Origin of the sequence: Actinoplanes sp. NPDC020271 (assembly GCF_044388125.1) — a bacterium.
GTDB lineage: Bacteria > Actinomycetota > Actinomycetes > Mycobacteriales > Micromonosporaceae > Actinoplanes.
Genome location: NZ_JBIRWQ010000011.1, coordinates 253227 through 279953 on the forward strand (window position 1 = coordinate 253227; position 26727 = coordinate 279953).

At 68.6% G+C, this 26727-nt stretch carries 27 protein-coding genes, 3 tRNA genes and 2 pseudogenes; 16 read left to right on the forward strand and 16 right to left on the reverse strand.

Translation table 11 applies throughout. From position 1 onward, the window contains the following. Nucleotides 1-141 precede the first annotated feature (141 nt). Nucleotides 142-1245 (forward strand): cyclophane-forming radical SAM peptide maturase AmcB, encoded by a 1104-nt coding sequence (gene amcB / locus ACH442_RS24920; RefSeq protein WP_396340534.1) that lies wholly within the window; start codon nucleotides 142-144, stop codon nucleotides 1243-1245. Then, nucleotides 1214-1441 (forward strand): multiple cyclophane-containing RiPP AmcA, encoded by a 228-nt coding sequence (gene amcA, locus ACH442_RS24925; RefSeq protein WP_396340494.1) that lies wholly within the window; start codon nucleotides 1214-1216, stop codon nucleotides 1439-1441. Before amcB ends, amcA begins: the two co-directional genes overlap by 32 nt. A 243-nt stretch (nucleotides 1442-1684) precedes the next feature. Here amcA and ACH442_RS24930 read toward each other — a convergent pair whose 3' ends face one another. Both ACH442_RS24930 and ACH442_RS24935 read right to left on the reverse strand, forming a co-directional pair. Further along, nucleotides 1685-1900 carry a DUF3073 domain-containing protein gene (locus tag ACH442_RS24930; protein ID WP_203683401.1) on the reverse strand — a complete coding sequence of 72 codons (216 nt, stop codon included), beginning with the start codon at nucleotides 1898-1900 and terminating at the stop codon, nucleotides 1685-1687. A 181-nt stretch (nucleotides 1901-2081) separates the two neighbouring features. Then, complete coding sequence (locus tag ACH442_RS24935; protein ID WP_396340495.1) at nucleotides 2082-3161, reverse strand: Glu/Leu/Phe/Val dehydrogenase; 1080 nt, start codon at nucleotides 3159-3161, stop codon at nucleotides 2082-2084. A 226-nt stretch (nucleotides 3162-3387) separates the two neighbouring features. Here ACH442_RS24935 and ACH442_RS24940 point away from each other — a divergent pair, with 226 nt between their 5' ends. The 6 genes from ACH442_RS24940 (at nucleotide 3388) to ACH442_RS24965 (ending at nucleotide 8222) form a co-directional block, all read left to right on the forward strand. Next, entirely contained in the window at nucleotides 3388-4227 is an 840-nt protein-coding gene (locus ACH442_RS24940) for a hypothetical protein (RefSeq protein ID WP_396340496.1), read from the forward strand. 281 nt (nucleotides 4228-4508) lie between these two features. Next, a complete protein-coding gene (locus tag ACH442_RS24945) occupies nucleotides 4509-4718 on the forward strand; it encodes a BldC family transcriptional regulator (protein WP_014687221.1) in 210 nt (69 codons plus the stop codon). Nucleotides 4719-4884: 166 nt separating this feature from the next. Further along, on the forward strand, nucleotides 4885-5661 hold the full coding sequence (locus ACH442_RS24950) for a class I SAM-dependent methyltransferase (protein ID WP_396340497.1): 777 nt from the start codon (nucleotides 4885-4887) through the stop codon (nucleotides 5659-5661). Then, nucleotides 5658-6224, forward strand: a complete 567-nt coding sequence (locus ACH442_RS24955; protein WP_396340498.1) for an RNA 2'-phosphotransferase — start codon at nucleotides 5658-5660, stop codon at nucleotides 6222-6224. The genes ACH442_RS24950 and ACH442_RS24955 overlap by 4 nt, the downstream gene beginning before the upstream one ends. A gap of 83 nt (nucleotides 6225-6307) precedes the next feature. Then, complete coding sequence (locus tag ACH442_RS24960; protein WP_396340499.1) at nucleotides 6308-6889, forward strand: hypothetical protein; 582 nt, start codon at nucleotides 6308-6310, stop codon at nucleotides 6887-6889. A 73-nt stretch (nucleotides 6890-6962) separates the two neighbouring features. Continuing rightward, nucleotides 6963-8222, forward strand: coding sequence for a PrsW family intramembrane metalloprotease (locus ACH442_RS24965; RefSeq protein WP_396340500.1), 1260 nt, complete (start codon nucleotides 6963-6965; stop codon nucleotides 8220-8222). A 1-nt stretch (nucleotide 8223) separates the two neighbouring features. Here the strand turns inward: ACH442_RS24965 and ACH442_RS24970 are convergent, their stop codons facing one another. Next, nucleotides 8224-8475: a hypothetical protein gene (locus ACH442_RS24970; protein WP_396340501.1), complete on the reverse strand. Its 252-nt coding sequence runs from the start codon at nucleotides 8473-8475 to the stop codon at nucleotides 8224-8226. 242 nt (nucleotides 8476-8717) lie between these two features. On the opposite strand from ACH442_RS24970, the gene ACH442_RS24975 reads away from it, so the two are divergent. Both ACH442_RS24975 and ACH442_RS24980 read left to right on the forward strand, forming a co-directional pair. After that, complete coding sequence (locus ACH442_RS24975; RefSeq protein ID WP_396340535.1) at nucleotides 8718-9068, forward strand: hotdog fold thioesterase; 351 nt, start codon at nucleotides 8718-8720, stop codon at nucleotides 9066-9068. A gap of 53 nt (nucleotides 9069-9121) precedes the next feature. Next, nucleotides 9122-9511, forward strand: coding sequence for a hypothetical protein (locus ACH442_RS24980; protein WP_396340502.1), 390 nt, complete (start codon nucleotides 9122-9124; stop codon nucleotides 9509-9511). Nucleotides 9512-9573: 62 nt separating this feature from the next. On the opposite strand, the gene ACH442_RS24985 is transcribed toward ACH442_RS24980, so the two are convergent. Beyond that, complete coding sequence (locus ACH442_RS24985; RefSeq protein ID WP_396340504.1) at nucleotides 9574-9882, reverse strand: hypothetical protein; 309 nt, start codon at nucleotides 9880-9882, stop codon at nucleotides 9574-9576. Between the two features lie 221 nt (nucleotides 9883-10103). Between ACH442_RS24985 and ACH442_RS24990 the strand changes: the two genes are divergently transcribed. Together ACH442_RS24990 and ACH442_RS24995 are read left to right on the forward strand one after the other, a co-directional pair. Then, on the forward strand, nucleotides 10104-10985 hold the full coding sequence (locus tag ACH442_RS24990; RefSeq protein ID WP_396340505.1) for a calcium-binding protein: 882 nt from the start codon (nucleotides 10104-10106) through the stop codon (nucleotides 10983-10985). Between the two features lie 195 nt (nucleotides 10986-11180). Then, nucleotides 11181-12359, forward strand: a complete 1179-nt coding sequence (locus ACH442_RS24995) for a calcium-binding protein (protein ID WP_396340507.1) — start codon at nucleotides 11181-11183, stop codon at nucleotides 12357-12359. Nucleotides 12360-12589: 230 nt separating this feature from the next. Here ACH442_RS24995 and ACH442_RS25000 read toward each other — a convergent pair whose 3' ends face one another. The 5 genes and pseudogenes from ACH442_RS25000 to ACH442_RS25020 form a co-directional block, all read right to left on the reverse strand. Beyond that, the gene (locus ACH442_RS25000; protein WP_396340508.1) at nucleotides 12590-13591 is read right to left on the reverse strand and encodes a hypothetical protein; all 1002 of its coding nucleotides are present in this window, start codon (nucleotides 13589-13591) and stop codon (nucleotides 12590-12592) included. Nucleotides 13592-13982: 391 nt separating this feature from the next. Further along, a pseudogene (locus tag ACH442_RS25005) lies at nucleotides 13983-14084 on the reverse strand. After that, nucleotides 14081-14431 (reverse strand): annotated as a pseudogene (locus tag ACH442_RS25010) (replication initiator); the annotation flags it as partial. The pseudogenes ACH442_RS25005 and ACH442_RS25010, both read right to left, overlap by 4 nt. Then, nucleotides 14428-14754, reverse strand: coding sequence for a replication initiator (locus tag ACH442_RS25015; protein ID WP_396340509.1), 327 nt, complete (start codon nucleotides 14752-14754; stop codon nucleotides 14428-14430). The gene ACH442_RS25015 and the pseudogene ACH442_RS25010, both read right to left, overlap by 4 nt. Before the next feature lie 298 nt (nucleotides 14755-15052). Then, nucleotides 15053-16030, reverse strand: coding sequence for a helix-turn-helix transcriptional regulator (locus ACH442_RS25020; RefSeq protein WP_396340510.1), 978 nt, complete (start codon nucleotides 16028-16030; stop codon nucleotides 15053-15055). Nucleotides 16031-16091: 61 nt separating this feature from the next. Between ACH442_RS25020 and ACH442_RS25025 the strand changes: the two genes are divergently transcribed. Next, on the forward strand, nucleotides 16092-16541 hold the full coding sequence (locus ACH442_RS25025) for a hypothetical protein (RefSeq protein ID WP_396340511.1): 450 nt from the start codon (nucleotides 16092-16094) through the stop codon (nucleotides 16539-16541). A 1385-nt stretch (nucleotides 16542-17926) separates the two neighbouring features. Here the strand turns inward: ACH442_RS25025 and ACH442_RS25030 are convergent. The 7 genes from ACH442_RS25030 to ACH442_RS25060 all read right to left on the reverse strand — a co-directional run bounded on the left by ACH442_RS25030 (nucleotide 17927) and on the right by ACH442_RS25060 (nucleotide 22418). Continuing rightward, nucleotides 17927-18003, reverse strand: a tRNA-Phe gene (locus ACH442_RS25030). Between the two features lie 15 nt (nucleotides 18004-18018). Further along, a tRNA-Asp gene (locus ACH442_RS25035) sits at nucleotides 18019-18092 on the reverse strand. Between the two features lie 61 nt (nucleotides 18093-18153). Then, nucleotides 18154-18226, reverse strand: a tRNA-Glu gene (locus ACH442_RS25040). A 173-nt stretch (nucleotides 18227-18399) separates the two neighbouring features. Next, the gene (locus tag ACH442_RS25045; protein ID WP_396340512.1) at nucleotides 18400-19260 is read right to left on the reverse strand and encodes a MerR family transcriptional regulator; all 861 of its coding nucleotides are present in this window, start codon (nucleotides 19258-19260) and stop codon (nucleotides 18400-18402) included. Next, complete coding sequence (idi, locus tag ACH442_RS25050; RefSeq protein WP_396340513.1) at nucleotides 19250-19840, reverse strand: isopentenyl-diphosphate Delta-isomerase; 591 nt, start codon at nucleotides 19838-19840, stop codon at nucleotides 19250-19252. Before idi ends, ACH442_RS25045 begins: the two co-directional genes overlap by 11 nt. Continuing rightward, nucleotides 19837-21318: a phytoene desaturase family protein gene (gene crtI / locus ACH442_RS25055; RefSeq protein WP_396340514.1), complete on the reverse strand. Its 1482-nt coding sequence runs from the start codon at nucleotides 21316-21318 to the stop codon at nucleotides 19837-19839. The genes idi and crtI overlap by 4 nt, the downstream gene beginning before the upstream one ends. A 29-nt stretch (nucleotides 21319-21347) precedes the next feature. Next, entirely contained in the window at nucleotides 21348-22418 is a 1071-nt protein-coding gene (locus ACH442_RS25060; RefSeq protein ID WP_396340515.1) for a polyprenyl synthetase family protein, read from the reverse strand. 68 nt (nucleotides 22419-22486) lie between these two features. On the opposite strand from ACH442_RS25060, the gene ACH442_RS25065 reads away from it, so the two are divergent. The 3 genes from ACH442_RS25065 (at nucleotide 22487) to ACH442_RS25075 (ending at nucleotide 26266) form a co-directional block, all read left to right on the forward strand. Continuing rightward, on the forward strand, nucleotides 22487-23374 hold the full coding sequence (locus ACH442_RS25065) for a phytoene/squalene synthase family protein (protein ID WP_396340516.1): 888 nt from the start codon (nucleotides 22487-22489) through the stop codon (nucleotides 23372-23374). Between the two features lies 1 nt (nucleotide 23375). Next, a complete protein-coding gene (locus tag ACH442_RS25070) occupies nucleotides 23376-24686 on the forward strand; it encodes a cryptochrome/photolyase family protein (protein WP_396340517.1) in 1311 nt (436 codons plus the stop codon). A gap of 218 nt (nucleotides 24687-24904) precedes the next feature. After that, on the forward strand, nucleotides 24905-26266 hold the full coding sequence (locus ACH442_RS25075; protein WP_396340518.1) for a dihydrolipoyl dehydrogenase family protein: 1362 nt from the start codon (nucleotides 24905-24907) through the stop codon (nucleotides 26264-26266). Nucleotides 26267-26727: the final 461 nt, after the last annotated feature.

Below are 26727 nucleotides of genomic sequence, written 5' to 3' on the forward strand. Positions count from 1 at the left end.
GAAATGATCCGTGTGTGCCGATGTCCGGCACATACGGATCTTTCGCATGAGTGGCGAGGTTCGTCTGGACCGCGAGGCCTAGCCTGGCCCTGTGCCAGGGGTGCCGGACGGAGGTGCGCGATGACGGGCACGTGGAGCGGGATGCGGGGCATCTCGGCAGAACCGGGTTACGTCGTCATGCAGCCGACTACTCTGTGCAACTTGGCCTGCGGCTACTGTTACCTGCCGTTCCGCCGGGAGAATCGGAAGATGCCGGTCGCCGTCGCCGAGGCGGTGGCCGCGGAGATCGCCGATTTCGCCCGGAACGGCCGGTTCTCCGTGGTCTGGCACGGCGGTGAGCCCCTCGCGGCCGGGGCCGAGCACCTGGCCGCGCTCTTCGCCCCGTTCGGGGCCGGGGTGGAGCACCACATCCAGACGAACGCGACGCTGATCGACGACGCATGGTGCGAGTTCTTCCTGGCCCACGACGTCCGGGTCAGCGTCAGCGTCGACGGCCCCCGCGAGCGCAACGGTGACCGGGTGGACCGAGGCGGTAAACCGGCGTATGACCTGATCACCAGGGGCATCGAAGCGCTTCGTCGGCATCGGATCCCGTTCTCCACCCTCTGCGTGGTCTCCGATCCACGTCCCGGCGTGGCCACCGAGCTGTACGAGTACTTTCTCGGCCTGGGCTGCGAGGTGCTCGGCATCAACGTGGAGGAGCAGGAGGGCGTCAACCTGCGGTTGAACCGGCACGACCCGGCCGCGGTCAGCGCGTTCTGGGCCGAGCTGGTCAGCGCCTGGCGCCGGACGCCCCGCATCCACCTGCGTGAGGTGGAGTGGTCGCTGCGCTATGTGGGGGCGGTCCTCGACGGCACCGCTGACAGTCTGCTGCCGCGGCGGCTGGACCCGATCCCGACGATCGCCCACGACGGGTCGGTGGTGCTGCTCTCGCCCGAGCTGGCCGGCTTCCACGACCCCCGTTACGGGGACTTCACCAGTGGAAATGTGCTCACCACGCCGCTGCGGCAGATCCTGGCCGGCGCGGCTGACACCCCGTGGATCGGTGAGTTCCTGCGCGGCGTGGAGGCGTGCCGGCAGACCTGTCCGTACTTCGGATTTTGTGGCGGTGCTCACGCGGCCAACCGCTACTTCGAACACGGCCGGTTCGACGTCACCGAGACGAACCACTGCCGGAACAGCAAGATTCGCCTACTGGAAGGAGTGCTGGATCATGCCCGAGATCACGAGCCCACGGCTGTCTGACGGCGTGGAGACGGATCCGGTGACGGCCCGGGTGCACGACACCCGTGACGGCCTGGCCGCGCTCATCGCCGAGGCGGAGACGGCTCGCCGGCAGCGTGCGGAGGAGGCGGCACCCGACAGCGGCTCGGCGGTGTGCGCCTGGAACCACTTCGAGAACATCCCGACGTTCTACAACTGGAACAACCGTCCACGCTGATCCGTGCCGAGCCCACGCCAAAGGTGCATGCGGGGTGGGCCGTAACGGTCGCCCGGTGGTGAGGTCGGAGCCTGCCGCGGAGAGAGACGCGCGGTGAGCCACGACCGGCCACGCGGGGGCGAGGCTCGGTTCGAAGCCCACGCGGACACTGCCCGCGTGGGCTTCGGTTGCAACCGTTAGGAGTTGATGACCACGGCGCACTTGCGCACGCGGGTCCTACCGCGTGCTCCGTGCCTTACGGGGTCAAATCCGCCTTGGAGGCGACCAGGAATCCTGGTCGTCGTCAGCGTCATCCTCGTCATCGTCGACGAACTCTTCGTTGTCGTCGTCGAAATGACGGTCGGACTGGCGTGTACCGGCCAGTTCGCGCTGCAAGGCGGTGAGGTCGGTGTTCGGGGAGTGATACTTCAACTCCCGGGCCACCTTCGTCTGCTTGGCCTTAGCACGGCCGCGCCCCATGGCTCGACCCCCTCGCACAGAATTCGGGGCAGCCCGAAGGCGGGCCCCGATGACGTCAGGCATCTCTCGTGGGTCTTACGGTACATGGGCGATGCCGTCTTCGGCACCTCGGGTTGCGTGTGACACTGCCGCGCGTCGTGGTTCTGTCCGAACAACGTCGCGCGGCAGCCTCTGAACCGGTCTAGTTGAGGTAAATCGCCCGCAGGCGCCCGACTTCTGCCATCCGGCGCTCGGCGAGCCGGTCGGCCGCGACGGCGGGCGGGACCCCCTCGTCACCGGCGAGCTGGAGGATGCGCCGGGTGGTGTCGAAGATCCCGGTGGCGCGCAGCTTCGCCCGGTCGAAGTTGAAGCCCTCGATCTCGTCGGCCACCTGGATCACGCCGCCGGCGTTCACCACGTAGTCCGGGGTATAGAGGATGCCGCGATCGTCCAGCAGCTTGCCGATGCCCGGGTGGGCGAGCTGGTTGTTCGCGGCACCGGTGACCACCTTGGCGCGCAGCACCGGCACGGTGTCGTCGTCGAGCGCGCCGCCCAGTGCACACGGCGCGTAGACGTCGAGATCCGAGGCGATCAGCGTCTGGTTGTCCGGCACCAGCTGAACCTCGGGGTGGGTGGTGCGGGCCCACTCGCACGCGGCCGGGTTGACGTCGGTCGCGACGACCGTGGCGCCGTCCTTGATCAGGTGACCCACCAGATACTTGCCGACCTTGCCGAGGCCGGCGACGCCGACCGTGCGACCGGTGAGCGTCGGGCTGCCCCAGGTGTGCTCGGCGGCCGCACGCATGCCCTGGAAGACACCCCAGGCAGTGAGGACGGAGGAGTCACCGGCGCCGCCGTGCTCGACGCTGCGCCCGGTGACGTAACGGGTCTCGCGGGCGATCACGTCCATGTCCGGGACGTACGTGCCGACGTCGCACGCGGTGTAGTACCGCCCCTTCAGGGATTCGACGAAACGTCCGTACGCCCGAAGGAGGGTTTCGCTCTTGGTGGTGGAAGGGTCGCCCCAGATGACCGCCTTGCCGCCGCCGAGGTCCAGACCGGCCAGCGCGTTCTTGTACGCCATCCCGCGGGACAGCTTCAGGACGTCGGCGAGGGCGGCCGCCTCGCTCTCGTAGGGGTAGAACCGGGTGCCGCCGAGCGCGGGCCCGAGGGCGGTGGAGTAGATCCCGATGATCGCTCGGAGACCGGAGTGCCGGTCCTGGCAGAAGACGACCTGTTCGTGCCCGGTGGCGTCATTGCCGTCGGTGTCGAACACACCCATCGTTGTTCTCCTGATTCTTCTGTGTGGGCCTTCGTGGGGCCCTCGACCCGGCGGGGTAGGCCGGACAAGGCCGAGCCTAGGCCTTGACTCGTCATTCGGCCCCGGTCGGATAACGACGCCGGGCCCGTCGTGCGAGTGGCGCCGGCGTGACCCGGCCGACGAATGGCACGGGGATTACGCCCGCGCGGGAAGTTCCACCCGGCCGGATTTGTGAAACGATCGCGCCGTGCCGTCACTGTTCGCGTCGTACCTACGGATTTACGAGCCGCTGACCGCCTTCGACCGGGAGCGGCAGGTCTTCTGGCGTCGTTACGCCAAGGAGGGCCGCGACCTCGGGCCGATCGAGGGTCCGGTCCGGCAGCGCACCGCCGTGCTCGAGGCTCTCGGGGCGGGCTGGACCCGGCTTCCCGACCTGCCCGACGAGGCGTACGTCCTGGAGTGGGACAACTCCATCCTGGTCTGCCCCTGGAATCTGCGTCTGCGGGTCGCCGAGGCAGCCCTCAACGCGCGCGACGGGGTGCCTGCGGTGCTCGCCGACGCCTTCGTGCCCCCGGTGCTCGCCGGGCAGGCCAAGGCCGTCGTGGAGGACTGGCGCAGTGGCGCCCGGGTGCTGGAGCAGGGCGTGCCCCGGGTGCACGAGCAGATCGCCACGTGGGGGGTGCCGCTGCGCTGGTTCGCCTTCGTCGACCTGGAGGAGCGGGAGATCGCGCTGACCGGTCGCCGGCGCACGCTGCGTTACCGCACCGAGATCTCCAAGGCGCGCCGGCGGGCGCACCGTGCGGTGTCGGTGCTGCGCAAGTCGCTCGGGGACGCCCCGATCACCGAGGCGGTCGAGGAGGGCACCCGGTGGCTGGAGGAGTTCCATCCCCGGTCGGTGGTCGAGTTGGATTACGGCGGCCTGGTCAACCTCCTTCCGGAGGACAAACTGACCGGTGACGACTCACCCGGATTGGTGGCGGCCGGCCTGTCGGCGCTGTCCCGTGGTGACGCCGACGCGGCCGGCGAGGCCTACGAGAAACTGGTCGCCAGGTGGCGAAGTGTCCAACTTCTTGAGCGGTGCAACTGACCTGCGAAAATAGGACAGACCGGGAAGTTTTTCCGCCCATGGAAGCGCTCCCGAAGCGAACACTCTTCGTGATCACCGTCGGGCGAAGCGTGATAATCGGACTAAACGAGACACTATCTGGCGTAGAAAACACGCAAAAATCGGGCATGCTTCATCCGTCTATCTGGGGACGTTCGTCCGTTCGGCCCATGTCGGACATCGGGGACTAGCCGGACCATGAGAGACGCACCGGCCGGCGGGACCCCGGCCGATGTTTTTAGGTACCTGTGGAGGAGTGACCGATGGCATCGCGTACGCACGATCCTGAGCCGCTACTAACGCCGGCCGAGGTGGCGTCGATGTTCCGTGTCGACCCGAAGACCGTGACTCGGTGGGCGAAGGCGGGCAAGCTCAGCGCAATTCGCACGTTGGGTGGCCACCGTCGCTACCGGGAGTCGGAGGTTCGCGCCCTGCTGCAGGGGCAGATTCCCACGCAGCGTCAGGGTGACTGACCGGTTCGACCTAGATCGTTGTAAGGGGCGTGCGCTGGGGAAGGCGTAACGCCCCTTCTTCGTCTCCCGGATCTTCCATCGCCTAGATCAACGACCGGGCCATGATCGGGTTACGCGGGCCGCGCCTGAGTTGCTCCGGCGCGGGCGGCGCAGAAGAGTACTGACCATGGAACAACCGGCAATCGGCGACGCGTTCGGCGAGATGATCAGGGACGCGTACGCAGTCCGGACCGGCATCGGTCCCCGCCCACTGGCCGGCGGGCGACTGCCCCGGCCGGTGATCGAGGTGATCGAGCGCGACGACGGCCTGATCAATGGCGCACCCGCCGACCACTACCTGGACGAGCCGGACGCCTGGCAGCCACACGACCACCGAGCGCTGCGCCTGTGCCGCGGGCACGTGCTGGACATCGGGGTGGGCGCCGCCCGGATCGCACTGGAACTGCAGCGCCGCGGCATGGCGGTGACCGGCCTGGACACGTCGGCCGGCGCGATCGAAGTGGCCCGCAAGCGGGGCCTGCGCGACACCGTGCTGAGCACCGTCGACGGATATGCCCGAGCGACCGCCCGCTACGACACGTTCCTGCTGCTCGGCAACAACCTGGGCCTGATCGAGGGGCCGGAGCGCGCGCCGGTCTTCCTGGCGGCGCTGGCCCGGCTGGCGAACCGGGGCGCGCGGATCATCGCGCAGGGCGCCGACCCGTACGGGACCAAGGACCCGGTGCACGTCGCCTACCACCAGCGGAACCGGGCCCGGGGACGGCTCGGCGGGCAGCTGCGGCTGCGCCTGCGGTACCGGCTGGTGGCCACCGACTGGTTCGACTACCTGAACTGCTCGGTGGACGAGCTGGACCAGTTGCTCAAGGGCACCGGGTGGCACCTGAAATCGATCGACCAGCGGGATCGCCCGTACTACCTTGCGGTCATGGAGCAAGACCATTGACCGAACTGACCCGCGACCAGGTCCGCCTCAGCCGGCGGATGTCCCTGGTGCTGCGACACCGGCCCGAGGTGGCCGGTCTGACCCTCGACGCGAACGGCTGGGTGCCGATCGCCGATTTCCTGACCGCCCTGGGCATCAGCCGCGCCGAGCTGGATCACGTGGTGGCGAACAACGACAAGTCCCGCTTCGCGGTCGCCATGGGCGGCGACGGGGTGGAGCGGATCCGGGCCAGCCAGGGCCACTCCCGCCGGGTCGCGGTGGATCTGGGCCTGCCGCCGGTCGAGCCGCCGGCGGTGCTCTTCCACGGCACCCCGCGGGAGAACCTCGACTCGATCATGCGCAACGGGCTGCGGCCGCGCAGCCGGCACCACGTACACCTGTCGGTTGATGTGCCGACGGCCCTGGTGGTGGGCCGGCGCCGGTCGGCCGACGTGGTGGTGTTCGAGGTGGCCGCGGCCGCGATGGCGGCCGCCGGGCACGTGTTCCACCGCAGTGCCAACGGGGTCTGGCTGACCTCGGAGGTCACTCCTGAGCACCTTTCGGTAAAACGGACAAATCCGTAATCTGCCAGGTTGATCGACCATCCACTGTGGTCGCACGCACGGATTGCCGGACACCACCCGGGCGTCCTGGTTAGCTTGGACGGATGGGGACGGTCACGCGGCGTCATCTCACCGATCTCCCCAGCACACCCGGACTGCTCAGCGCGCTCGTCCTCGTCGCCGTGCTGGCGGCACTCTCCTTCGGCCTGCCGGCGCTCGACCGTGCCGTTTCGGCCCAGCGGGCGGTGCCCGGCGGTGAGCCGTACCGGGTCGGTGCCGGGGTCACCGTGGTGCCGCCGGCCGGCGCGACGCTCGACGTCACGGGCACCCGGCCGGGGGAGGACCGTGCCACCGCGCTGTTCCGGCTCGGCGCGGTGCGGTACTCGATCGCCGTCCAGCCGTTCTCCGGCGACCTGCCGCAGGCCGCGGTGCGGCTCCGCCAGCGGATCACCGACACCTCGGGCTACCAGGTGACCGGCACCCAGCTCGCGGTCTCCACGGCCGGCGGGCTGGCCGGTCTGCAGGGCGGTTACACGGCCGGCGACCGGGGTGGCCGTTACGCCGTATTCGTCGTGCACGGGCTGACCATCGAGGTCACCGTCAGCGGCGCCGACCTGGACCTCGATCACACCCTGCCGGCCATCGATGCGAGCACCAAGACATTGCGGTACGAAGGTGGCCCGTGAGCGAGCTTGCGAGCGCATCATCGAACTCAGTCAGAAAATCATCGCGACGCCGGAGCGCAGCGGAGGCGGTGGCATGACCGTGCTGGTTCGTCCCGCCGCGGGTCAGCCGGCCACTCCGTACCGGCAGCCGGCGTTCTGGATCGTGATCGCGCTGCTGGCCGCGGGCGCGGTGCGGATGTCCCAGATCCTCGCGAAGTTCCTGAACTCGTACCCGATCGCCACGGTCACCGCCCTCGGCCTGTTCGCCCTGCTCGCCGTGCCGTTCTGGCTCTTCGTCCGGGAACTCGACTTCCTCGAACGCGAGCCGACCGCCCTGCTGGTGGTCGCGTTCTCCTGGGGTGGACTCGTCGCCACCAGTGTCTCCATCCCGGGCAGCACCGCCCTGGAGAACCTGATCGCCAAGCTCGGCTCACCCGGCCTGGCCGCCGACTGGGGCGCCGCGCTGGCCGGCCCGACGGTTGAGGAGATCGCCAAGACGCTCGGTGTGGTCGCCATCGTGCTGATCGCCCGCTCGCAGGTGAACAGCGTGCTGGACGGGGTCGTCTACGGCGCGATGGTCGGGCTCGGTTTCCAGATCGTCGAGGACGTCGTCTTCGCGATCGGCGCGGTCGCGTTCGCCGGGCAGGGCGACCAGGTCCAGCCGGTGATCACCACGTTCCTGGTCCGCGGCTTCCTGGCCGGCGTCTGGAGCCACACCCTGTTCGGCGCGCTGGCCGGCGCCGGCATCGGTTACCTGGTGGTCAGCACCGACCGAGGCTGGCCGCGCCGGATCACGACGGCCGCACTCGCGCTCTTCGGTGCCTGGGCCTCGCACGTGCTGTGGAACTCACCGCTGTTCCGTGAGGGGCTCGGCAACGGCGCGGTCGCACTGCTCGCGGTCCTGGTCTTCAAGGGCCTGCCGCCGCTGGTGCTGATCCTGTGGCTGGTGCGTCGCGCGCACGACCGCGAGGCCGAGTACTACGTCGCCCGGCTCCAAGACCTCGACGACCCCGAGCTGATCACCGCGGGGGAGCTGCGGGCACTGGGCTCCGGGTCACGCCGGGCCGCGGCGCGCCGGCACGCCGCGGAAAGAGCAGGGCGAAAAGCCCGAGCGGCGGTACGCCACCTGCAGCGCGCCCAGGCCCAGCTGGCCGTCGAGCTCAGCCGGGCCTCGGGGCTGACAGATCAACACCATTCCGACGTACGGCGTCATCGCGCCACCCTGATCGAGCTCGGCCACCCGGAAGCGGTCGAGGGTCTCCGCTCGTGGCGGCACACCGCCTCCACGGTCGGCACCACGGTCGTCGCGATCGCGGTGCTGTGGGTCGCGCTCGCCGCCCTCGGTGGCGCGTAGGTCAGCTCGCGGCCGGCGGCAGCCCGCCGTCGCCGTCGACGATCGTGTCCGGGTTGCCGTCCTCGTCGAGGTCGACCATCGTGATGTCGACCTTGCCGTCGCCGTCGGTGTCGAACTGGAACAGGTCGGGCTTGCCGTCGCCATCGGTGTCCGACACCCAGACGTCGACCTTGCCGTCGTTGTTGGCGTCACTGGTGATCAGGTCGACACGGTCGTCGCCCCTGGTCTCGACGATCTCCTGCGGCTCGCTCATCTCGTCTCCTTCGACGAACTCTCGGGTCTGTCATCTCTTACGGACGCCGACCGCGCCCGGATGGATCACCGGGCACAACCGCCACATCAATACCCCGCGTACGCAAACGGCAGTCCCGTCCCTGTGACGGGTATCGCTGGTCCCGGGCTGACGCGCGGGTAACGTACGCCGTCGTGGATATCGCGGCAGACGGCACGCAACACCTGTTCAGCAGCAGCGGAGGTGGTGCGCTGGCCGAACGGATGGGCATCGTGATCACCGAGGCGACGGCCGAGCGGGTGGTCGGGACGATGCCGGTCGAGGGCAACACCCAGCCGTACGGGCTGCTGCACGGCGGCGCGTCGTGCGTGCTCGCCGAGACGCTCGGCTCGGTCGGCGCAGTCCTGCACGGCCAGACCGTGGACCGTCCGTTCGCCGTCGGCGTGGACATCAACGCCACCCACCACCGGGCCGCCCGCTCGGGTCTGGTGACCGGGGTCGCGACTCCGGTGCACCGGGGTCGCGCGGTCGCGACGTACGAGGTGGTGCTGGAGGACGAGAACGGCGAACGGGTGTGCACCGCGCGTATCACCTGCCTGTTGCGCGGGGCCTGAACACATAGGTGATCCACAGGTTTCCCTTGACGGTTACGCGTACGGTTTGCAACGTGACCGAAGCACCACAGCACGCGTTCGACGACGCCACGCAGATCCTGGCCTGCGCACTCACCGGTGACAGTGATGCGGTGGCCAGCAGCTTCGATGCCGTCGTCAGCCGGGATGGGGTGGTCGGCGCGTGGGACGTCGCGTGGTGCCTCGCCGCGACGATGGTCGGCGAGCTGCCCGGTGGTGGCGGCTGGACCCTCGAGTTCCCGGGCATCGACGATGCTCGTTACGACAAGCGGTGGGTCGCCCGGTTCGTCAGTGCCTATGTGAACGGTGACGCCCCGACCGGGGAGGCGCTCTTCGGAGCCGCTATCGCCGACGGCCAGCTGCCGGACTGCCTGCTCGCGCTGGCCGGTTCCACGGTCGCGACGCTGCGCCACCGGGCGGCCTGAGGGCGGCTTCCGGGTGGATTCGGGCGCGTCTGACGACGTACCAGAAATGTCTGTTTTTGTAGTTATTGTTTCTTGAGGTAGAGGGCCTTCGCGTACTGCGTGGCGGCTGCCGCGTTGTACATCGACGCCTGGGACATGCAGAACGAGTTCTCCGCGATCGCCCGGGACGCCTGCACGCTGCCGCTGAAGCGGATGTCCGCTTCCGCCTCGGAGAGACCGCGCGCCTTGAACTGGCGGCGCATCGCGATTCGCCCGCTCTGGAACGCCTTCGCGGCCTCCTCGGCGTTGCGCATGAAGGACATCGCTTTGTCCGCGAGCGCCTCGGCCAGGTTGTAGGCCGTCTGCTCGGCCTCGTTCGTGAAGGTCTGCACGGCCTTGTGCCTCCTCGCGAGCCGGTCCGCCCGGACCGATCCCGATAACACTCTGATTGAGCGCGCGCTCCGCATCAAGGGGCGGCTCGTGCCCTGTGGACAGAAACCGTCACTACTGAGTGGCACGAATGGGTGAGCAATACGTGAGGACTGTCTACATACGATCTCATCCATCGAAGGCGGGGAACGCCGGAGACAACCACTCACACACGGGGACAGTCATGATCTTCTTCAACCGCAAAGCCCTTGCCGCTGTCGGTCTCGCCGCCTTCGCCACCGCCACCACCGCGCTGTTCGCCTCGCCGGCGCAGGCCGCGTCGACGGCCGGCGTGGCCGCGGTGGACAACCACGAGCAGGGGGCCTACTTCTCCGCCGGAGCCGGCGCGGTGAACTCGGTGGTCATCACGATCTCCGGCCGGACCGTCACCTTCGACGACCGGGTCGCCATCAAGCCCGGCGAGGGTTGCGTTGCGGTCAAGGGCGACAGCACCAAGGTCCGGTGCACCACCTCGAAGAAGACGAAGCTGGTCTACGCGTACCTCGGCGACAAGAACGACAAGGTCGTCAACAAGACGGCGGTCCCGTTGATGGGCCTGGGTGGCGTGGGCGACGACGTGCTCGTCGGCGGCTCCGGCAACGACAACCTGGACGGCGAGAAGGGCAGGGACACGCTCTACGGCAACGGCGGGAACGACGGCCTCTACGGCGGCGAGAATGCCGACCGAATCTTCGGCGGTGCCGGGAACGACCGACTGAACGGCGACGACCTGTACTCCCCGGGCGGCAGTGACTACCTGGACGGCGGCTCGGGCAACGACAAGCTGTGGGGTGTGGCCGGCAACGACACCATTCTCGGTGGCAGCGGCAACGACCTGGTGTGGGGCGGTATCGGCAACGACACCGTTCGCGGCGGCAACGGCAATGACCGGATCTACGGCGAGGACGGCAACGACCGGCTCTACGGCGAGAACGGCAAGGACTACCTCAGCGGTGGTAACGGCAACGACTACCTCGGCGGCGGCAACGGGAACGACACGATCATCGGTGGCGCCGGTGCCGACCGCGCCGACGGCGGTCCGGGCACCGACACCATCCGCGCCTGATCCACTACGGACTGAAACGCCCGGCGGCTCGTCGCCGGGCGTCTGCCCGTATTGGATGCGGCAGTGTGTCCGGCGTCACTCCAAGAATTCCGGCAATCGGCCGAAACGGGGAGGCGCGTCGAAACGGTACCGTTCTACGATCGTGGCCGCGCGGTGATCGCCACCGCCGCCACATTCTTCACGGGGGATACCTCGATGTTTCTGATCAACCGCAAGGCGCTGTCCGCCATCGGTATCGCCGCGGCGGCCGTGGCCACGACCGCCTTCTTCGCCTCCCCGGCGCAGGCTGCCTCGGCCGCCTCCGCGAAGGTCGTAGGCACGAACGGCGTGCAGTTCAATGCCGCGACCGGCCAGACGAACGCGCTGACCATCACGATCTCCGGCCGTACCGTCACCCTCGCCGACCGAGTCGCGATCAAGCCCGGCAAGGGCTGCAAGAAGGTCACCAACACCAAGGTGAAGTGCACCACCTCGAAGAAGACGACGAAGCTCAACGTCTCGCTCGGGGACAAGAACGACACGCTCGTCAACAAGACCAGCGTCTACCTGCTGGCCAACGGCGGCACCGGCAACGACACCATGAAGGGTGGCCCCGGCGCCGACCAGCTGCAGGGCGCCGCCGGTAACGACAAGCTGTACGGCTACGCCGGGAAGGACGCGCTGTTCGGCCAGGACGGCAACGACTACATCTACGGCGGCGTGGGCAACGACTCGATCGACGCCGGCAACGGCATCGACCGGGTCCTGGGCGAGGCCGGCAACGACAAGATCGTCGGCCAGGCCGGCAACGACAGCATCGACGGTGGTATCGGCAACGACCAGGTCTCCGGCGGCCGGGGCAACGACACGATCTTCGGCCAGGCCGGCGACGACGAGATCTCCGGAGACAACGGGGCCGACACCGTCAACGGTGGCGACGGCGACGACATCATCGCCGGTGGTGCCGACAGCGACCGGGTCATCGGTGGCAACGGCGCTGACATCATCGGCGGTGGTGCGGGCAATGACACCATCAACGGTGGCACCGCAGAGGACATCGTCCTCGGCCAGGCCGGCAACGACAAGATCGCCGGTGACAGCGAGGACGACATCCTGTACGGCGAAGACCTCGGCGGCACCGTCGACAACCCGTTCCTGATCGGCAGCAACGATGCGGCGGACGCCTTGGACGGCGGTGCCGAGACCACGACCAACGGAGACGCCTGCATCGTGGGCGCAGGCGGTGTGGCGCCGAACAGCACGACCGTCAACTGTGAGCGCACCAACCAGGCCTCGACGTCCGCGCTCTCCGCGCGGTCCGTGAAGGGTGCCATCGCCATCGACCCGGCCGCGGTCAAGGCGAAGAAGCTCCTGGACGCAGTCGTCACCAAGTAAGACCGCACCACAGTGATTCGGCGCCCGGCGGCTTCCGCCGGGCGCCGTTTTCGTCAGCTCGTCCGGCTATGCGGCCTGGATGAGGTCGAGTAACTTGCGCCTGACGCTGCACCTTCCGAGGGGGCGCATCATGGCGGACGGCCGGCCTGACCTGGCGGGCCGGCCACCGGCTGACACCGGCGGCCGACCGCGTCCGGGCGTTCGTGGCCCAGGCTGCGCCCTACGACTGATCACGCCGCGGGCAGGCCCTGTGCCGGCTGCGCTGTGACGGTCCCGGTGGCCGTGGCGCTGTCGAGCCCACCGACCAGCCAGGCGGTCGCCGCCGCGCCGTCGCCGACGGCCCAGAGGTCGCCGGTACCGTCGCCGTCGATGTCGGCCGCGCGCAGGGTCACGTCGTCACCGGTGTGGAAGTTCGACGACAGTCGATAGGCCGTGTAAGTGGCGGTGCCGGCGTCACTGGCGACGAAATCGTTCCAGAGGTAGAGCGTGCCGGTGCTCGCCTGGTGCAGGAAGAGGGCGGTGCCGCTCGTGGTCTGGGCCGTGGTGATGGTCCAGGTGTTCCAGTCGGCGCCCCCGGTCGGCGTCGCGACCGTCAGCGGGTAGACGTCCACGTACCCGCCTGGGCCTCCCACGTTCGGGTAAGAGGCGAGGAACGTGCTGCCGTCGCCCTTGCCGGCGATCCCGACGAGGTCCGGGTAGCTCGAGTGATGAGATCCGGCGTTGGCGAGCTGGATCGGGCTGTCGATGGTCTGCCAGTCGTTCCAGTCGATGGTGCTGAACGTGCCCCCGTTGATGGCGCTGTAGTTCTGGCCGAACTCGGTGGGGATCGGCGCGCCGTCGCCGTTGCCCTTCAGGATCACCGCTCCGCCCGCGTTGCGACCCGTGGGGTAGTAGACCAGGTACTGCTGGACGCCGTTGCCGCTGAACGCTCCGGTGATGACCTGGGCGCCGTCGAACTCGTCCGGGTCGCCGACCTGGCCCGGCTGAAAGACGCCGTTGCCGTGGAAGCCGATGTTCGTCGCCGAGCCGGCCGAGCCATCGCCCGCGCCCGGGACGAGCCAGAGGCCGGAGGCGATGCCGTGCTCGCCGCCGACGGTTACCAGGTCGGCATACCCGTCGCCGTTGAGGTCGGCGTCGGCCGCCGGTGTGGTCGCCAGCGCTGGAGAGCTGAACAGCAGCAGGCCAGCCGCCGTAGCCAGCGAGAGCACTCGTACTCGGGTCCCCGTTTTCATGGTGTCTCCATCCGCAGCGACAAAGGTGTGTCCGGGTTGATCTTTCCGATGTCATCGATTCCCGGCAATCCCTTTCGGACTGCGACGTGGCTCTTAGGCGCCAGGGTGCGACTGGCCAAGATCGAAGTCTGTCGGGTCGTCAGATCTTGGTTCACTGCCGCACCGCTTCGCGGCTTGTCACCGGGTTTCCTGCGCGCTGCCGCGGATCGCGAAATGTGCCGGCGATCACCTGCTGAGGCTGGGCCGGTAGTAGTCGACGGGGGGCGAAGCAACTTGGGATGGTGATTCGCGGTTACCAGAGGTCAACTTCGCGGAGATCAAAGTCCGGGAAAGCAAAACGTCCACCGTGCGTTTCCGCAGGTGGACGGTGCTCAGTGCCCGGCGAAGAGCCTGGTGGCCAGGGGCGGGGTCGAACCGCCGACCTTCCGATGCCCGCAGGAGCCGATGTTCGAGCGGTGGTAGGTCCGGGTCGTCGTGTCTGGCCATCTCCCACGCGACCGCCGGCTTTCCTTCGGCTTCCGGGTCGTCGGTGACGCCGAGGACCGCCTTGATCCATGCATGGGCGTCCGCGCGGTGGTCGGCCAGGGTTTTGCCGGACCAGTCGCGGGAGACGAGCACGCGCCGGCCACCGATGCCGAGGGTCGTCTTCTGGTGAACCCGACCCTTGCAGTGACCCGGCCGAAGCCGCCCGTGTGCCTTTTTCGGCTGGACGCCGTAGAGCAGCCAGTTGGAGCAGCGCTCCGAGCACGGAGTGACCCGCAGCTCATGCCAGAGCCGGTCGAGGTGAGCACGCTGCGGGTCGCCGGTTGCCTGGTGGCAGTCGGCCGCGGACTTGGTCATGTACTTGGTGATGTAGTCGATCGTGCGTTCCACGTCGCCGGAGCCGGTGTCGACGCCTTTGGCGTGCGGAGCCAGACGCTTCTGCGGCTCGACGCAGCCCGCGTACTGCACGTTCCAGCCGACCGCCCGGCGCAGGTTTGCCAGTACCGGTTGAGCAGCCGCGGGAAGTGCACGGCGTCCCAGGCGGCTCGGCGGTAGTCGTAGCGGGACGGGTCGACCGGCGTGCCGAGAAGCGGGTCATCGGCGGTGTGGTGACGGCGGCACGAGCACGGCCGGCCCTGGTGGATCGGATCCTTACGGCCGTCCGTGAATCTCACAGGCATGCCTGACGAGGGGTGCCGTCGTGGCCTGGCTGGTGGGACTGTCGGAGTGCATCACTCGGCATTCCCGCCGCGCTGAAGCACGGAGGCGCCTTGCCCTCGGCAGATGAGGGCGCGTCGCTTGCCCGGATCGCGGCAATTGAGTTCACGCGGCGAATTCTGCCGGACTATTCAGCAGGGATTCTTGGGCTCGTCTGGATTCGACGGCGGGGGATTCGTTTCCGGTCGTCGTGTCGAGATGGCGAATAGTGTCGATCGGATTTGATGCGGTAGGGGTCGCAGTCGGGTGCTGCTCGGAGGGTCATGTGGGATATAGGTGGCGCATTGCCTGGATCGTGTTGGTCATGTGGATCACCAAATCGGTGGGGGCGAGGACTTGGACATCCGCGCCGAGGCGTAGGAGGGCCGCGGCGGCGTGGGTGACGGTCTCCAGGGGGATGGTGGCCTGGTACCAGCCGTCCGGGTCGGCGGGGGTGAGGGTGCGCAGCGCGAGGCGTGCGGCTTTCGGGCCGAGGATGTCAGGCAAGGCCGTGAGGCCGTTCCGGGTAAGGCGTACGGTCGCGACCTGGTCAGTGTTGGCCTGCTCGTAGTGCTCGACGTGTGTTTGCCAGAAGGTGGCGAGGTCGAAGCTGTCGGGTCGGGTAAATCGTTCGGGTAGCGGTCGCAGTTCGGTGATCGCGGAGACGCGATAGGTGCGTGGCTGGTCGTTGCCGGCGGCGATCAGGTACCAGACGCCTGCTTTGAGGACGAGTCCCAGCGGGTGTAGCCGGCGGGTGACTTCGCCGGGGCGCGGTGACCAGCGTCGGTAGCGGACTTCGACGGCTTGGTCCTGCCAGAGTGCGTCGGCGAGGGCGAGCAGGTGCGGCACGGGGTCTGGTTCGCGGTACCAGCCCGGCGCGTCGAGGTGGAACCGTTGCCGTATACGGGCCGATGCTTCCCGATACGGGGTGGGAAGCGCGGCCATCAGCTTGAGTTCGGCGGCGGCGAGATGGGCGCCCAGGCCGAGGTCGGCGGCGGGTTGCGGGAGGCCGGTCAGGAACAGAGAGTCGGCTTCACCGGCGGTGAGTCCGGTCAGCCGGGTGCGGTAGCCGTCCATGAGCTGGTATCCGCCGGCCGGTCCTGGCTCGGCGTAGATCGGTATGCCGGCCGAGGTGAGGGCCTCGACGTCGCGGTAGATGGTCCGGGTGGTGACCTCGAGCTCGGCGGCTAATTGAGTCGCGCTCATCCGGCCGCGGTTCTGCAGCAACAGCAGCAGGGATAGCAGTCGGCTGGCACGCATCTGCGAGAGTCTGCCAGGCCCCTGACAGAAGATGTCAGGGGTAGCCGGTCAGGATCGCCACGTGAACGACTTCGACTTTCTCATCGGTTCCTGGAACGTGACAAACCGTCGGCTCTCGACCCTGTTCGCCGGTAGCGACCAGTGGGAGAACTTCGCTGGTACCAGCACCTGCTGGCCGGTCCTTGATGGTGGCGGAAACACCGAGGAGATCGTCTTCGAGTCCCTCGGTAGCCGCGGTCTCACGCTGCGCCTGTTCGACGTCGAGCGGAAGGAATGGTCGATCTATTGGGCGAGCAGCCGCACCGGCCTGCTCTATCCGCCGGTAGTAGGAACCTTCGCCGACGGACGCGGCGACTTCTACGGCGATGATACCCACGACGGCAAGCCCATCAAGGCGCATTTTATTTGGTCCGACATCACGGCCTCCTCCGCCCGGTGGGAACAAGAATTCTCCATCGACGATGGGCGGACCTGGGAATCGAACTGGGTCATGACATACAGCCGCACATGACCAAAGCCGAAACACTCAATTCGGCACGACAGGACGTTGCTTCGCGAACCGCCGGCAAGGGAGGGGCGGTGCAGCCGACTTGAGCGCGGAAGGGGCTTAGGAGCACGTCGAACCGCCGCCTACTCAGGTGGGCATGAGTGCAGCTCCGGGAATGGGTCTCGTGGGAACCACAAGGCAACATCTCGCGAGGACCTTGCAGAGGGTCGTGTGACGAGCTGGGGCTCGGTGCCGCGGCGGGTAGGTCGCTCTGGTCACACCGAACGACGTAGCCGCCGGCCCCACACCACGGCGGGGCGGTTGCCCGCGAAATTCGCCAGCCGCCGCATTCGCGCGCCTCGAACTTCCAGCGCTTCGGGGTGCTCCGAAGCGCCCCGACAGAACCGTCCACGTGCCACCAGGTGGCAGAGGCCTCCGCGGTCACGGTGGCTTTGTCTGAGCCTCTGGGGTGCGACGCCAGGTCGGTGAAATCGAGCGTGTCCGGAGCGCCCAGGGCCGCTGCCGTCATTGTGGCGCGCAGGTCGGTCCACTGCTGTGTGAGTTCGGCTTGGTGGTCGTCGTCGAACAGCGTGAGCTCGTTCTCAGCGGGGTACCCGAACCCGAGCCTCATCAAGTAGACCGTCACCGCCGCTTCTGGCGTCACCTCGCCCTTGCCGGCTTTGATCGTCTCGTGGGCCGCCCACCCGAGGGGCACGGCGAGCGGACCACCGCAGCAGCAGAGCCCGAGTACGGGTGCGATCACGAAGGCGATCAGCCGGCGCTTCGGAGACCACCCGCGGATTCGCCGGTGAACCCGACGCTCGAACCGCCCATACCCGTCTCGCCATTGCGTGATCAGCGCGTCCAGGATCCACAGTGTGCATTGCAAGATCGAAGTCTGTCGTCCCATTAGATCTCGGCTTGTAGAGCCCGAGGACCAGGACAGGATCAGATCATGACCGGTAGTACTGCTGAATTGCTCTCTTCTGAATCAAGGCGCCGCGCAAGCGCGGCGCGGGCCGGCCGCGCTCGGCCTGCTGGCGGCCTTCGGCCGGCATCGGCCGGCGCACCGGCCCAGACGGATGCTCAGGGCCGTGACGATCGCTGAGCACGGCTGGACTTCGCCGTTGGTTCCGGCGATCGGCTGCCGCACCGCTTCGCGGCTTGCCGCCGAGTCTCTTGGGCGCGGCGTGGTTCGGAGGATGTGTCACCGATCACTTGCCGAGATCGGCGCGGACGCCGGGGAGCGGGCCGGATCTGCGTGCAGCGAACGTGCAACTTGGGATGGCAATCATGAGCGATTCGCGGTCACCAGAGGTCAACTTCGCGGAGATCAAAAGGGCCGGAAAAGCAAAACGTCCACCGTGCGTTTCCGCAGGTGGACGGTGCTCAGTGCCCGGCGAAGAGCCTGGTGGCCAGGGGCGGGGTCGAACCGCCGACCTTCCGATTTTCAGTCGGACGCTCGTACCAACTGAGCTACCTGGCCGCGCTTGGTGCTTTGCGGTCCTGACGGGACTTGAACCCGCGACCTCCGCCTTGACAGGGCGGCGAGCACTCCAACTGCTCCACAGGACCTTGCTATTTACTTCTGTCTTACTGCTGGCCAGTTCGCGACCTGCGCCGCAAACCTTACCAGTACCCCCAACGGGATTCGAACCCGTGCTACCGCCTTGAAAGGGCGGCGTCCTAGGCCACTAGACGATGAGGGCTTATCCGCCATCATTACACATCGAGTTGGCTACCCGATCTGCAACGCTTGGTGGCCTTGGCCCCAACCGCGCCCCGTTGAAGGCTTGGAAAGCATATGTGATCCACCGGGCGGTCTCCAAATCGGGACCCCCTTTTTCGTTCGCGCGCCGCTGACCTGCGCAAACGTAAAGGGTCAGAGGGACGCGAGGAGTTGGACGGCCTCGAAGAGCCCGGTCAGCCGGGTGATCCCGGTCGGCAGATCACCTTGCGGCCAGCCCGGGCCGGCGGCCGCGACCACGAGCGGCGGGTGCGGAGCGTCCCGGACCCGGGTCAGCTGGCTGACCTCGCCGGTGGCGGTTCGCTGCGACCACAGCACCACCGCGGCCGGCCCGGTCCGCCCGATCGCGTCCAGCAGCGCCTGAGACGGCACCCGGGCGCCGAACATCCGCGTCGGCACCCCGCCCTCGGCCAGCGCGGCGGCCAGCGCCTCCAGGGGCAGCGTGTGCTGTTCCTCGTCGGCGGCGGCGAGCAGGACCCGGGGGCTGCCGGACGCGTGCGGCACGGCCACCAGCACCTCGGTGACGGTCCGCGACAGCAGGTGCTCGACCTCGACGAAGCGCAGCGTGGCCTCGTAGCGCTCACCGACCCCGATCAGCGCCGGGGTCATGACGTCGGTCCAGGCGGCGATGACGCCCCGGTCGCGGATGGCGGTGCGGAGGATGTCCCGCATGGCCGGCGCGTCCAGGCGCATCGCGGCCCGGGTCAGCCCGCGCACGGCCGTCTGCTGGTCGTGCGCCGGCGGGGGTTGCGGGGCGTCGGCGCGGGCCGGCTGGGCGAGCGCCCACGCGGCGGCCTCGGCCGGTGCCACGCCCTGGGCGGTGAGCCGCTGCATGACCTGCAGGCGGTCCATGTCGTCGGGGGTGTACCGGCGGTGGTGCCCGGTCTCGTGCCGACTCGGCCCGAGACCGTAACGCTGATGCCACGTGCGCAGGGTGGTGACTGCTACGCCCAAGCGGCGGGCCGCGGCGCCTGCGCTCAGGGCCTCATCGGCCACCTGACCGCTCCGTGAGGAGGACACTTGACCGCTCCGTGTCAGTTGCTCTGGCGAGGACCTCGAAAACACCGGACAACCAGGGCGCGTACGCCTCCGGAGCGGCCGACAACTCAGCCCGTAACGAGGGCGGCGCCACCCAGCGCAGTTCCGCGATCTCGTCCGGGTCCGGCCGTAGGGTCGTGCCGGCCGGCAGCGCGCCGAGCAGCACGTGGTCGTATTCGTGCTCGACCCGTCCGGTGACCGGATCGGCCGCGCGATAGGTGTAGACGCCGACTTCGGTGAGCGCGACGTCCCGTACGCCGATTTCCTCGAAGAGACGGTGACCAGCCGCCTCCGTGACCGTCTGACCGGGGCCCGGGTGGCCGCAGCAGGTGTTGCCCCAGCGAAGCGGGAAGCGGGTCTTCACGGCGGCTCGCTGCTGCAGCAGGATGCGTCCCTCGTCGTCCCGGAGGAAGACCGAGAACGCCCGGTGCAGCTGACCGGGTTCGCGGTGCGCGTCGGAGACGGTGGCCGCGCCGACAGCGGTGCCGTTCGTGTCGACCAGCTCGACGAGATGATCTTCGCGTGTCGATGTGCTCATGAAATCCCCCGTGTGATGCGGCTCGCGGCCAGCTTTCCGGAGATGAGAACCATCGGCACGCCGACGCCGGGTTGTGTGCCCGAACCGGTGAAGACCACGTTCGGCAGCGACGGGTGCAGATTGGACGGCCGGAACGGGCCGGTCTGGGAGAACGAGTGCGCCGCGGCGAACGGGGTGCCGGCCGCCATGCCGTCGTCGGCCCAGTCGGCCGGGGTGATGATCCGCTCCACCTCGACGCCGTCCCGGAAGCCGATGTATCCGCGCTGTTCCAGCGTGCGCAGCAGTTCGTCGGCGTAGCGCTCGGCGAGGCCGCCCCGCCAGTTCATCGGGCCGGCGACGAGGTTCGGCGTGGGCGCGAGGACGTAGTACGTCTGCTTGCCGTCGGGAGCGGACGACGGGTCGGTGTGGGTCGGGTTCGTGACCAGCAGTGACGGGTCGCTCATCAGCAGACCGCGGTTGATCACCTCGTCGAAGGTGCGCTTCCACGTCGTACCAAAGTGGATGTTGTGATGTGCGATCTTGGAATAGGACTGTGATGATCCGATGTGGAGGACCACGCACGACGGGGAAAAGCGCAGGTTGCGCTGGCGTCGGGCGGGGAGGAGATCACGGTAGGCGATGGGCAGATCCGGGTTCAGCACCACGGTGTCGGCCTCGATCACCTCACCGCCGGAGGTCAGTACGCCGGTCGCCCGCCCGTGCTGCGTGATGACCCGCTCGACTGTCGTGTCGTAACGGAAAGTGACCCCGTGTTTCTCGGCGGCACCGGCGAGCGCCTTCGGCACCGCGTGCATGCCGCCCTTGGGGTAGTAGACGCCGGCGACCGAGTCGAGGTAGGCGATCACCGCGTAGATGGCGAGCGCGTCGTGCGGGGCCAGGCCGGCATACATCGCCTGGAACGAGAAGATCCGCTGGGTCCTCGGGTCCCGGAAGTACTCGTTGATCTTCGGCTGCAACCGGCGGAAAGCGCCCATGCCGAGCAGTTTCAGCAGGTTGAAGTTCATCAGGTCGATCGGGGTGTCGAGGTTCCGATCGATGAAGTGGTCACGTTCGAGCTGCCACAGCTGCCGGGTGAAGTCGACGAAGCGCAGGTAGCCGTCGGCCTCCCGGGCGCCGCAGACGCGGGCGATCTCGGCCGCCATCCGGGTCGTGTCGGTCCGCACGTCCAACGTGGAACCGTCCGGGTAATACGCCCGATATGCCGGGTCGAGTGGCGTGAGCTCGAGCCAGTCGGAGAGCTTCTCGCCGACCGCCGCCAAGGGCTCCTCGATCAGCTCCGGCATGGTCAGCACGGTCGGGCCGGTGTCGAAGTCGAAGCCGCCGGCGGAGAGCCGGCCGGCCCGCCCGCCGGGCACCGGCTCACGCTCGACGACGGTGACCTCGCGACCGGCCGCGGCGAGGTGCAGGGCACAAGAGAGGCCGGCGAGACCGGCGCCGACTATGACGACACGATCGGTGGGTCCGGTCACAGTACGCACGGCTGAGCTCCAAGGGGTGGGGGATTTCATCATGCCGGGCGCTGCGTCGCCACGGTGGCCAGCTCGATCAGCACGCCCCGGGCTTCGGCGTCGATCGGCGCGGACGCGAGTGCGGTGAGACCTTCGGTGACGCGGACGCGGATCATCTCCTCGACCCGGGCGGGAGCCCCGGTCTCGGCGACGACCTGCGCCTTGCGGTCGATTTCAGCATTGTCCAGCTCGGACAGCTGCGCCGGGGTGGCCATCCGGCGAGCAAGCATGAGGAGCGCGGTCGGCTTGCCGGTGCGCAGGTCGTCCCCGGCCGGCTTGCCGGTGACCGCCGGGTCACCGTAGACGCCGAGCAGGTCGTCCCGCAGCTGGAACGCCTCGCCGACCGCCATCCCGTACACCCGGTACGCCTCGGCGACCTCGGGATCGTCGACGCCGGCCAGCGCGAGGCCGAAGTCGAGCGGCCGGTGCACCGTGTAGCTGGCCGTCTTGTACCGGGCGACGAGCAGCGCGCGCTCGACCGACCAGGCCGCCGGGTCGGTCTCGCCGAGCACGTCCAGATACTGCCCCGCGACCGCTTCGACGCGCATCCGGTCATACCGCGTCCGCACCTCGAGCAGGGTGGCCGGCGCGACCGGGGTGCGGGCCAGCAGCTGGTCGGCCCAGACCAGGCACAGGTCGCCGACCAGCACCGCGGCCGACGAGCCGAAGCGGGGACCGTGCTGCGCAGCGAAGATCCGATGCGCGGTCGGCCGGCCCCGGCGGGTCGCCGAGTCGTCCATCACATCGTCGTGGACCAGGGCGAACGTGTGCATCAGCTCCAGCGCGCCGAGCGCCGGCAGCAGCGGCTCGGAGTCGGCGGTGGGGCCGGCGACACCACGCCACCCCCAGTAGGCGAACGTCGGCCGCAGGCGCTTGCCGCCGGCCATGACGAGGTCACGGGCGGTCCGTGCAAAGCCGCCGAGGGTGGGGTCGATCGCGTCGAGCGCGGCGATCTGAGAGGCGATGAAGTCGGCGAGAGTTCCCTCGACGGCGTTCACCAGCCCAGTGTGAGAGACCTGCTGGCGGGGTATCGCGTTGAGACGATTTCCCTCGAGGGTGTCATTGGCCACGCTGAGTACCGTACCCTAACTTTCGGAAGTTGCGTCGATTCGTGCGTCGATTTACCGGGAGGACCGGGATGGAAACCGATCTGGCCGCCGCCTATGAGCGCTGCCGTGAGCTGCATCGAGAGCACGGCCGCACGTATTACCTGGCGACCCGGTTGCTACCGGCCTGGAAGCGCCGCCATGTGCACGCTCTGTATGGATTCACCCGATTCGCCGACGAGATCGTCGACCGGACCGAGGACCAGCCGCCGGCCCAGCGCGCGGCCGAGCTCAACGCCTGGTCCTCGTTGTTCCTGGCCGGCCTGCGCGGCGAGCCGGTCGATGACCCGCTGCTCCCGGCCGTGCTGCACACCATCGCGGTCTTCGGGCTCGACCTGGAGGACTTCGAGAAGTTCCTGCGCAGCATGGAGATGGATCTCACGGTCACCGGCTACCCGACCTACGAAGATCTACTCGAATACATGGAGGGCTCGGCCGCCGTGATCGGCACGATGATGCTGCCGATCCTCGGCACCTCCGACCCGGTCGCCGCCCGCGAGCCGGCCCGCCAGCTCGGCTTCGCCTTCCAGCTCACCAACTTCGTCCGCGACGTCGCCGAGGACCTCGACCGCGACCGGGTCTACCTGCCCGAGGAGCACCTCGCCGCATTCGGCGTGACCGTCGACGACCTGCGCGCCCGAGTGGCCACGCCGCCGATCCGCGCGCTGATCAAGGCCGAGGTCGACCGGGCCCGCGAGCACTACGCGGCCGCCGCGCCCGGCATCCCGCTGCTCGAACCCGCCTCGCAGGCCTGCATGCGCACCGCGTTCCAGCTCTACGGCGGCATCCTCGACGAGATCGAGGCGGCCGACTATGACGTCTTCGTCCGCCGTGCCACCGTGCCCAACCGCCGCCGGGCCGCGGTCGCCGTCCGGAGCCTGCTCACCTGGCCAGGCACGCCGGTCCAACTGGCGGCCTGAGATGAGCCCCCGGATCGCGCTGTTCACCCGTGACCTGCGGATCCACGACAACCCGCTGCTCAGCGGCGCCGACGAGATCGTGCCGCTGTTCGTCCTCGACCCACGCCTGGCCGGCCTTTCCGCCAACCGGCTGCGCTTCCTCCACCAGAGCCTCGCCGACCTGCGCAAAAGCCTCCGTGAGCGCGGGGCCGACCTGGTGATCCGGGAAGGCGACCCGGTCGCGGAGACGGTCAAACTCGCCCGCGAGGTGAACGCTTCGACGATCACCATGGCCGGCGATGTGACCGATTACGCCCAGCGGCGGGAGCGGCGGCTCCGGGACGAGCGGCTCGCGGTGGAAACCGTTCCGGGCGTCACGGTGCTGCCACCGGGAGCGGTGCGGCCGGGCGGCGGCGGAAACTCGTATCGGGTCTTCACGCCGTACTTCAAATCCTGGGAGAAAGCCGCCTGGCGAAAAACCGTGGCGACCCCGCCCGCCATCAGCATGCCCGGCGGCATCGCGCCCGGCACGCTCCCGGCAACGCCTGACGGCGAATCCCCCGAGGCCATCGCCGGCGGAGAGACCGAGGCTCGCCTGCGGCTTCGCGATTGGCTCACCAACATTTCCGGGTACGGCGATGGGCACGACGACATGGCCGCCGACAACACCAGCCGGCTCAGCGCGTACCTACGGTTCGGATGCCTCTCGCCCCTCGAACTGGCACTGGCCGTCAAGTCCGACGACTCGCCTGGGGCACAGGCCTACCTGCGGCAACTCTGCTGGCGCGACTTCTACTACCAGGTGACGGCGGCGTTCCCGAAGATTTCGACGCAGGCCATGCGCCCCACCGCGGATCAAGACTGGCGATACGACGAGGACGCCCTCCAGCACTGGCAGGACGGGCTGACCGGAGTCCCGATCGTCGACGCCGGGATGCGCCAGCTGCGCGCCGAGGGTTTCATGCACAACCGGGCGCGACTGATCACCGCGGCGTTCCTCACCAAACACCTCGGCATCGACTGGCGTCCCGGGCTGCAATGGTTCTCCCGCTGGCTGCTCGACGGTGACGTGCCGAACAACTCCGGGAACTGGCAGTGGACGGCCGGCACCGGGAACGACACCAGGCCGTACCGCAGGTTCAACCCGATCCGGCAGGCGCAGCGGTTCGATCCGGAAGGCGTGTACGTTCGTCGCTACGTACCCGAGCTGAAAGACGTCGCCGGTGGTGCGGTGCACCAGCCGTGGCGACTGCCCGAACCGGTACGCCGCGACCTCGTCTATCCCGGGCCGCTGGAGTCACACCGGGGCGAAGCAGTCTGGCTGCGGGACTGAGAGCAGGGGTCCACCGGCTGGTTGCGTCCGTCAAAACGTCCTCGCCGGTGGACCCCGCGACGTTTACCCGGTGCCTCACCCCACGAATCGCCTTTCTGGGAACGCTCCCGGAACGGTGCCCAACGCATTTCGACCCGACCGGTTCGCTGCCGCTCCTGCGCTGGTACTCACAAGTTTCCGCGGCCACGGGCGTGCCGATTTCTGCTTAGCTGGTGACCATGGCTGAAGCGCGGCAAGTGGACGTGGTGGTCGTCGGACTCGGAGTCGGCGGCGAGGAGGTCGCCGGTCGTCTGTCCGCGGCCGGGCTGAACGTGATCGGTGTCGAGAACCGGCTGGTCGGCGGCGAGTGTCCGTACTGGGGCTGCATCCCCACGAAAATCATGGTCCGAGCCGGCAACGCCCTGGCCGAGGCCCGCCGTATCCCCGGCCTGGCCGGGAAGTCCACGGTGGAGCCGGACTGGATGCCGGTCGCGCGGAGGATCCGCGACGAGGCCACCGACAACTGGAACGACAAGGTCGCCGTCGACCGGTTCACCGGCAAGGGCGGCACGTTCGTCCGCGGGACGGCGACCATCGTCGGGCCCGGCCGGGTTCGCGTCGGCGACGAGGAGTTCGTCGCGGACCGGGGCGTGGTCATCGCCACCGGCACGGCTGCGGTCATTCCTCCGATCGAAGGGCTTGCCGGTACGCCGTACTGGACGAACCGTGAGGCCGTCGAAGCCGCCACCCTCCCCGAGTCGATGCTGGTGCTCGGCGGCGGTGCGATCGGTTGCGAGCTGGCCCAGGCGTACGCGCGATTCGGCGTCCAGGTCACCGTGATCGAGGGCTCCCCGCGGCTGCTCGCCATGGAGGAGCCGGAGTCGAGCCAGGTCGCCGAGGCCGCTCTCGCCGCCGACGGGGTTCGCGTCCTCACCGGGGTGCGCGCACAAAAAGTCGCTCACGACGGTGCCTTCCAGCTCACGCTCGACGACGGGACCGTGCTGAGCGGGGAGAAACTGCTGATCGCGACCGGTCGTACCGCCCGCCTCGGTCAGCTCGGCCTGGACAGCGTCGGGCTCGACCCGTCCGCTCGCTTCATCACCACGGACGAGTGGATGCGCGCCGGCGACAAGATCTGGGCGGTCGGGGACGTCGCCGGGCACGGGGCCTTCACCCACATGGCGATGTACGAGGCCGATATCGCGGTGCGGGACATCCTCGGCCAGGGCGGGCCGGCCGCGGACTACCGGGCGCTGCCGCGGGTCACGTTCCTCGACCCGGAGATCGGTGCCGTGGGCCTGACCGAGAAGCAGGCCCGGGACGCGGGGCTGAACGTCAGGGTCGGGTACGTGCCGCTGAACCAGACGTCGCGGGGCTTCGTTCACGGACCGGGCAACGAGGGGTTCCTCAAGCTGGTCGCCGACCACGACCGTGGCGTGCTGGTCGGCGGGACGACAGCGGGCCAGTCGGGCGGCGAGATGATCGGCGCGGTGGCGGTCGCGGTGCATGCCGAGGTGCCGGTGTCGACGCTGCTCAGCCAGATCTGGGCGTACCCGACGTTCCATCGCGGCCTGGGCGAGGCGCTGAAGCCGCTCGCCTGATCGGTTTCGGTCCGGGTCGGACAGGGGCGCCGTGGCGGAGAGGCGCCCCTGCCGTTTTCCGGGTTTAGCTGCGCTGACCTGCGGGGATGGGCCAGACTAGACCCCGATTTGGAGGTCCCGGAAACCAGCGGGTAATGTTCTCCGGGCCGGCAGGGAAACGGGCGAGGCCGCGGAGAAATCCGCAGCGGCCGTCCTGCCAAATCCTCTGATCACGGGACCACGGCACAGTCGTGGGCTCGGGCTCAAAGGTGGCCGTACTAGGTCAGACCAGCGTCAACCGGTAAAAACCGGTTGACAACGCCGGACGGGCCGAGTAACGTAGAGCGAGTGCCCCGGGGGCCGGGCCGCGAAAGCGGAACGGTTGAAGGTGTGCGGTTGTTCTTTGAGAACTCAACAGGGTGCTTTAAAAGCCAGTGCCAATTATGGCAATACCCCGGCTGATCGCTTTGGTGGTCAGTGGG

Coding starts and splice junctions, on each gene's coding strand:
- amcB (WP_396340534.1), top strand. CDS start 142: ATGCGGGGCATCTCGGCAGAACCGGGTTACGTCGTCATGCAGCCGACT.
- amcA (WP_396340494.1), top strand. CDS start 1,214: ATGCCCGAGATCACGAGCCCACGGCTGTCTGACGGCGTGGAGACGGAT.
- ACH442_RS24930 (WP_203683401.1), bottom strand. CDS start 1,900: ATGGGGCGCGGCCGTGCTAAGGCCAAGCAGACGAAGGTGGCCCGGGAG.
- ACH442_RS24935 (WP_396340495.1), bottom strand. CDS start 3,161: ATGGGTGTGTTCGACACCGACGGCAATGACGCCACCGGGCACGAACAG.
- ACH442_RS24945 (WP_014687221.1), top strand. CDS start 4,509: ATGGCATCGCGTACGCACGATCCTGAGCCGCTACTAACGCCGGCCGAG.
- ACH442_RS24950 (WP_396340497.1), top strand. CDS start 4,885: ATGGAACAACCGGCAATCGGCGACGCGTTCGGCGAGATGATCAGGGAC.
- ACH442_RS24960 (WP_396340499.1), top strand. CDS start 6,308: ATGGGGACGGTCACGCGGCGTCATCTCACCGATCTCCCCAGCACACCC.
- ACH442_RS24965 (WP_396340500.1), top strand. CDS start 6,963: ATGACCGTGCTGGTTCGTCCCGCCGCGGGTCAGCCGGCCACTCCGTAC.
- ACH442_RS24970 (WP_396340501.1), bottom strand. CDS start 8,475: ATGAGCGAGCCGCAGGAGATCGTCGAGACCAGGGGCGACGACCGTGTC.
- ACH442_RS24975 (WP_396340535.1), top strand. CDS start 8,718: ATGGGCATCGTGATCACCGAGGCGACGGCCGAGCGGGTGGTCGGGACG.
- ACH442_RS24990 (WP_396340505.1), top strand. CDS start 10,104: ATGATCTTCTTCAACCGCAAAGCCCTTGCCGCTGTCGGTCTCGCCGCC.
- ACH442_RS24995 (WP_396340507.1), top strand. CDS start 11,181: ATGTTTCTGATCAACCGCAAGGCGCTGTCCGCCATCGGTATCGCCGCG.
- ACH442_RS25000 (WP_396340508.1), bottom strand. CDS start 13,591: ATGAAAACGGGGACCCGAGTACGAGTGCTCTCGCTGGCTACGGCGGCT.
- ACH442_RS25015 (WP_396340509.1), bottom strand. CDS start 14,754: ATGCCTGTGAGATTCACGGACGGCCGTAAGGATCCGATCCACCAGGGC.
- ACH442_RS25020 (WP_396340510.1), bottom strand. CDS start 16,030: ATGCGTGCCAGCCGACTGCTATCCCTGCTGCTGTTGCTGCAGAACCGC.
- idi (WP_396340513.1), bottom strand. CDS start 19,840: ATGAGCACATCGACACGCGAAGATCATCTCGTCGAGCTGGTCGACACG.
- ACH442_RS25065 (WP_396340516.1), top strand. CDS start 22,487: ATGGAAACCGATCTGGCCGCCGCCTATGAGCGCTGCCGTGAGCTGCAT.
- ACH442_RS25070 (WP_396340517.1), top strand. CDS start 23,376: ATGAGCCCCCGGATCGCGCTGTTCACCCGTGACCTGCGGATCCACGAC.
- ACH442_RS25075 (WP_396340518.1), top strand. CDS start 24,905: ATGGCTGAAGCGCGGCAAGTGGACGTGGTGGTCGTCGGACTCGGAGTC.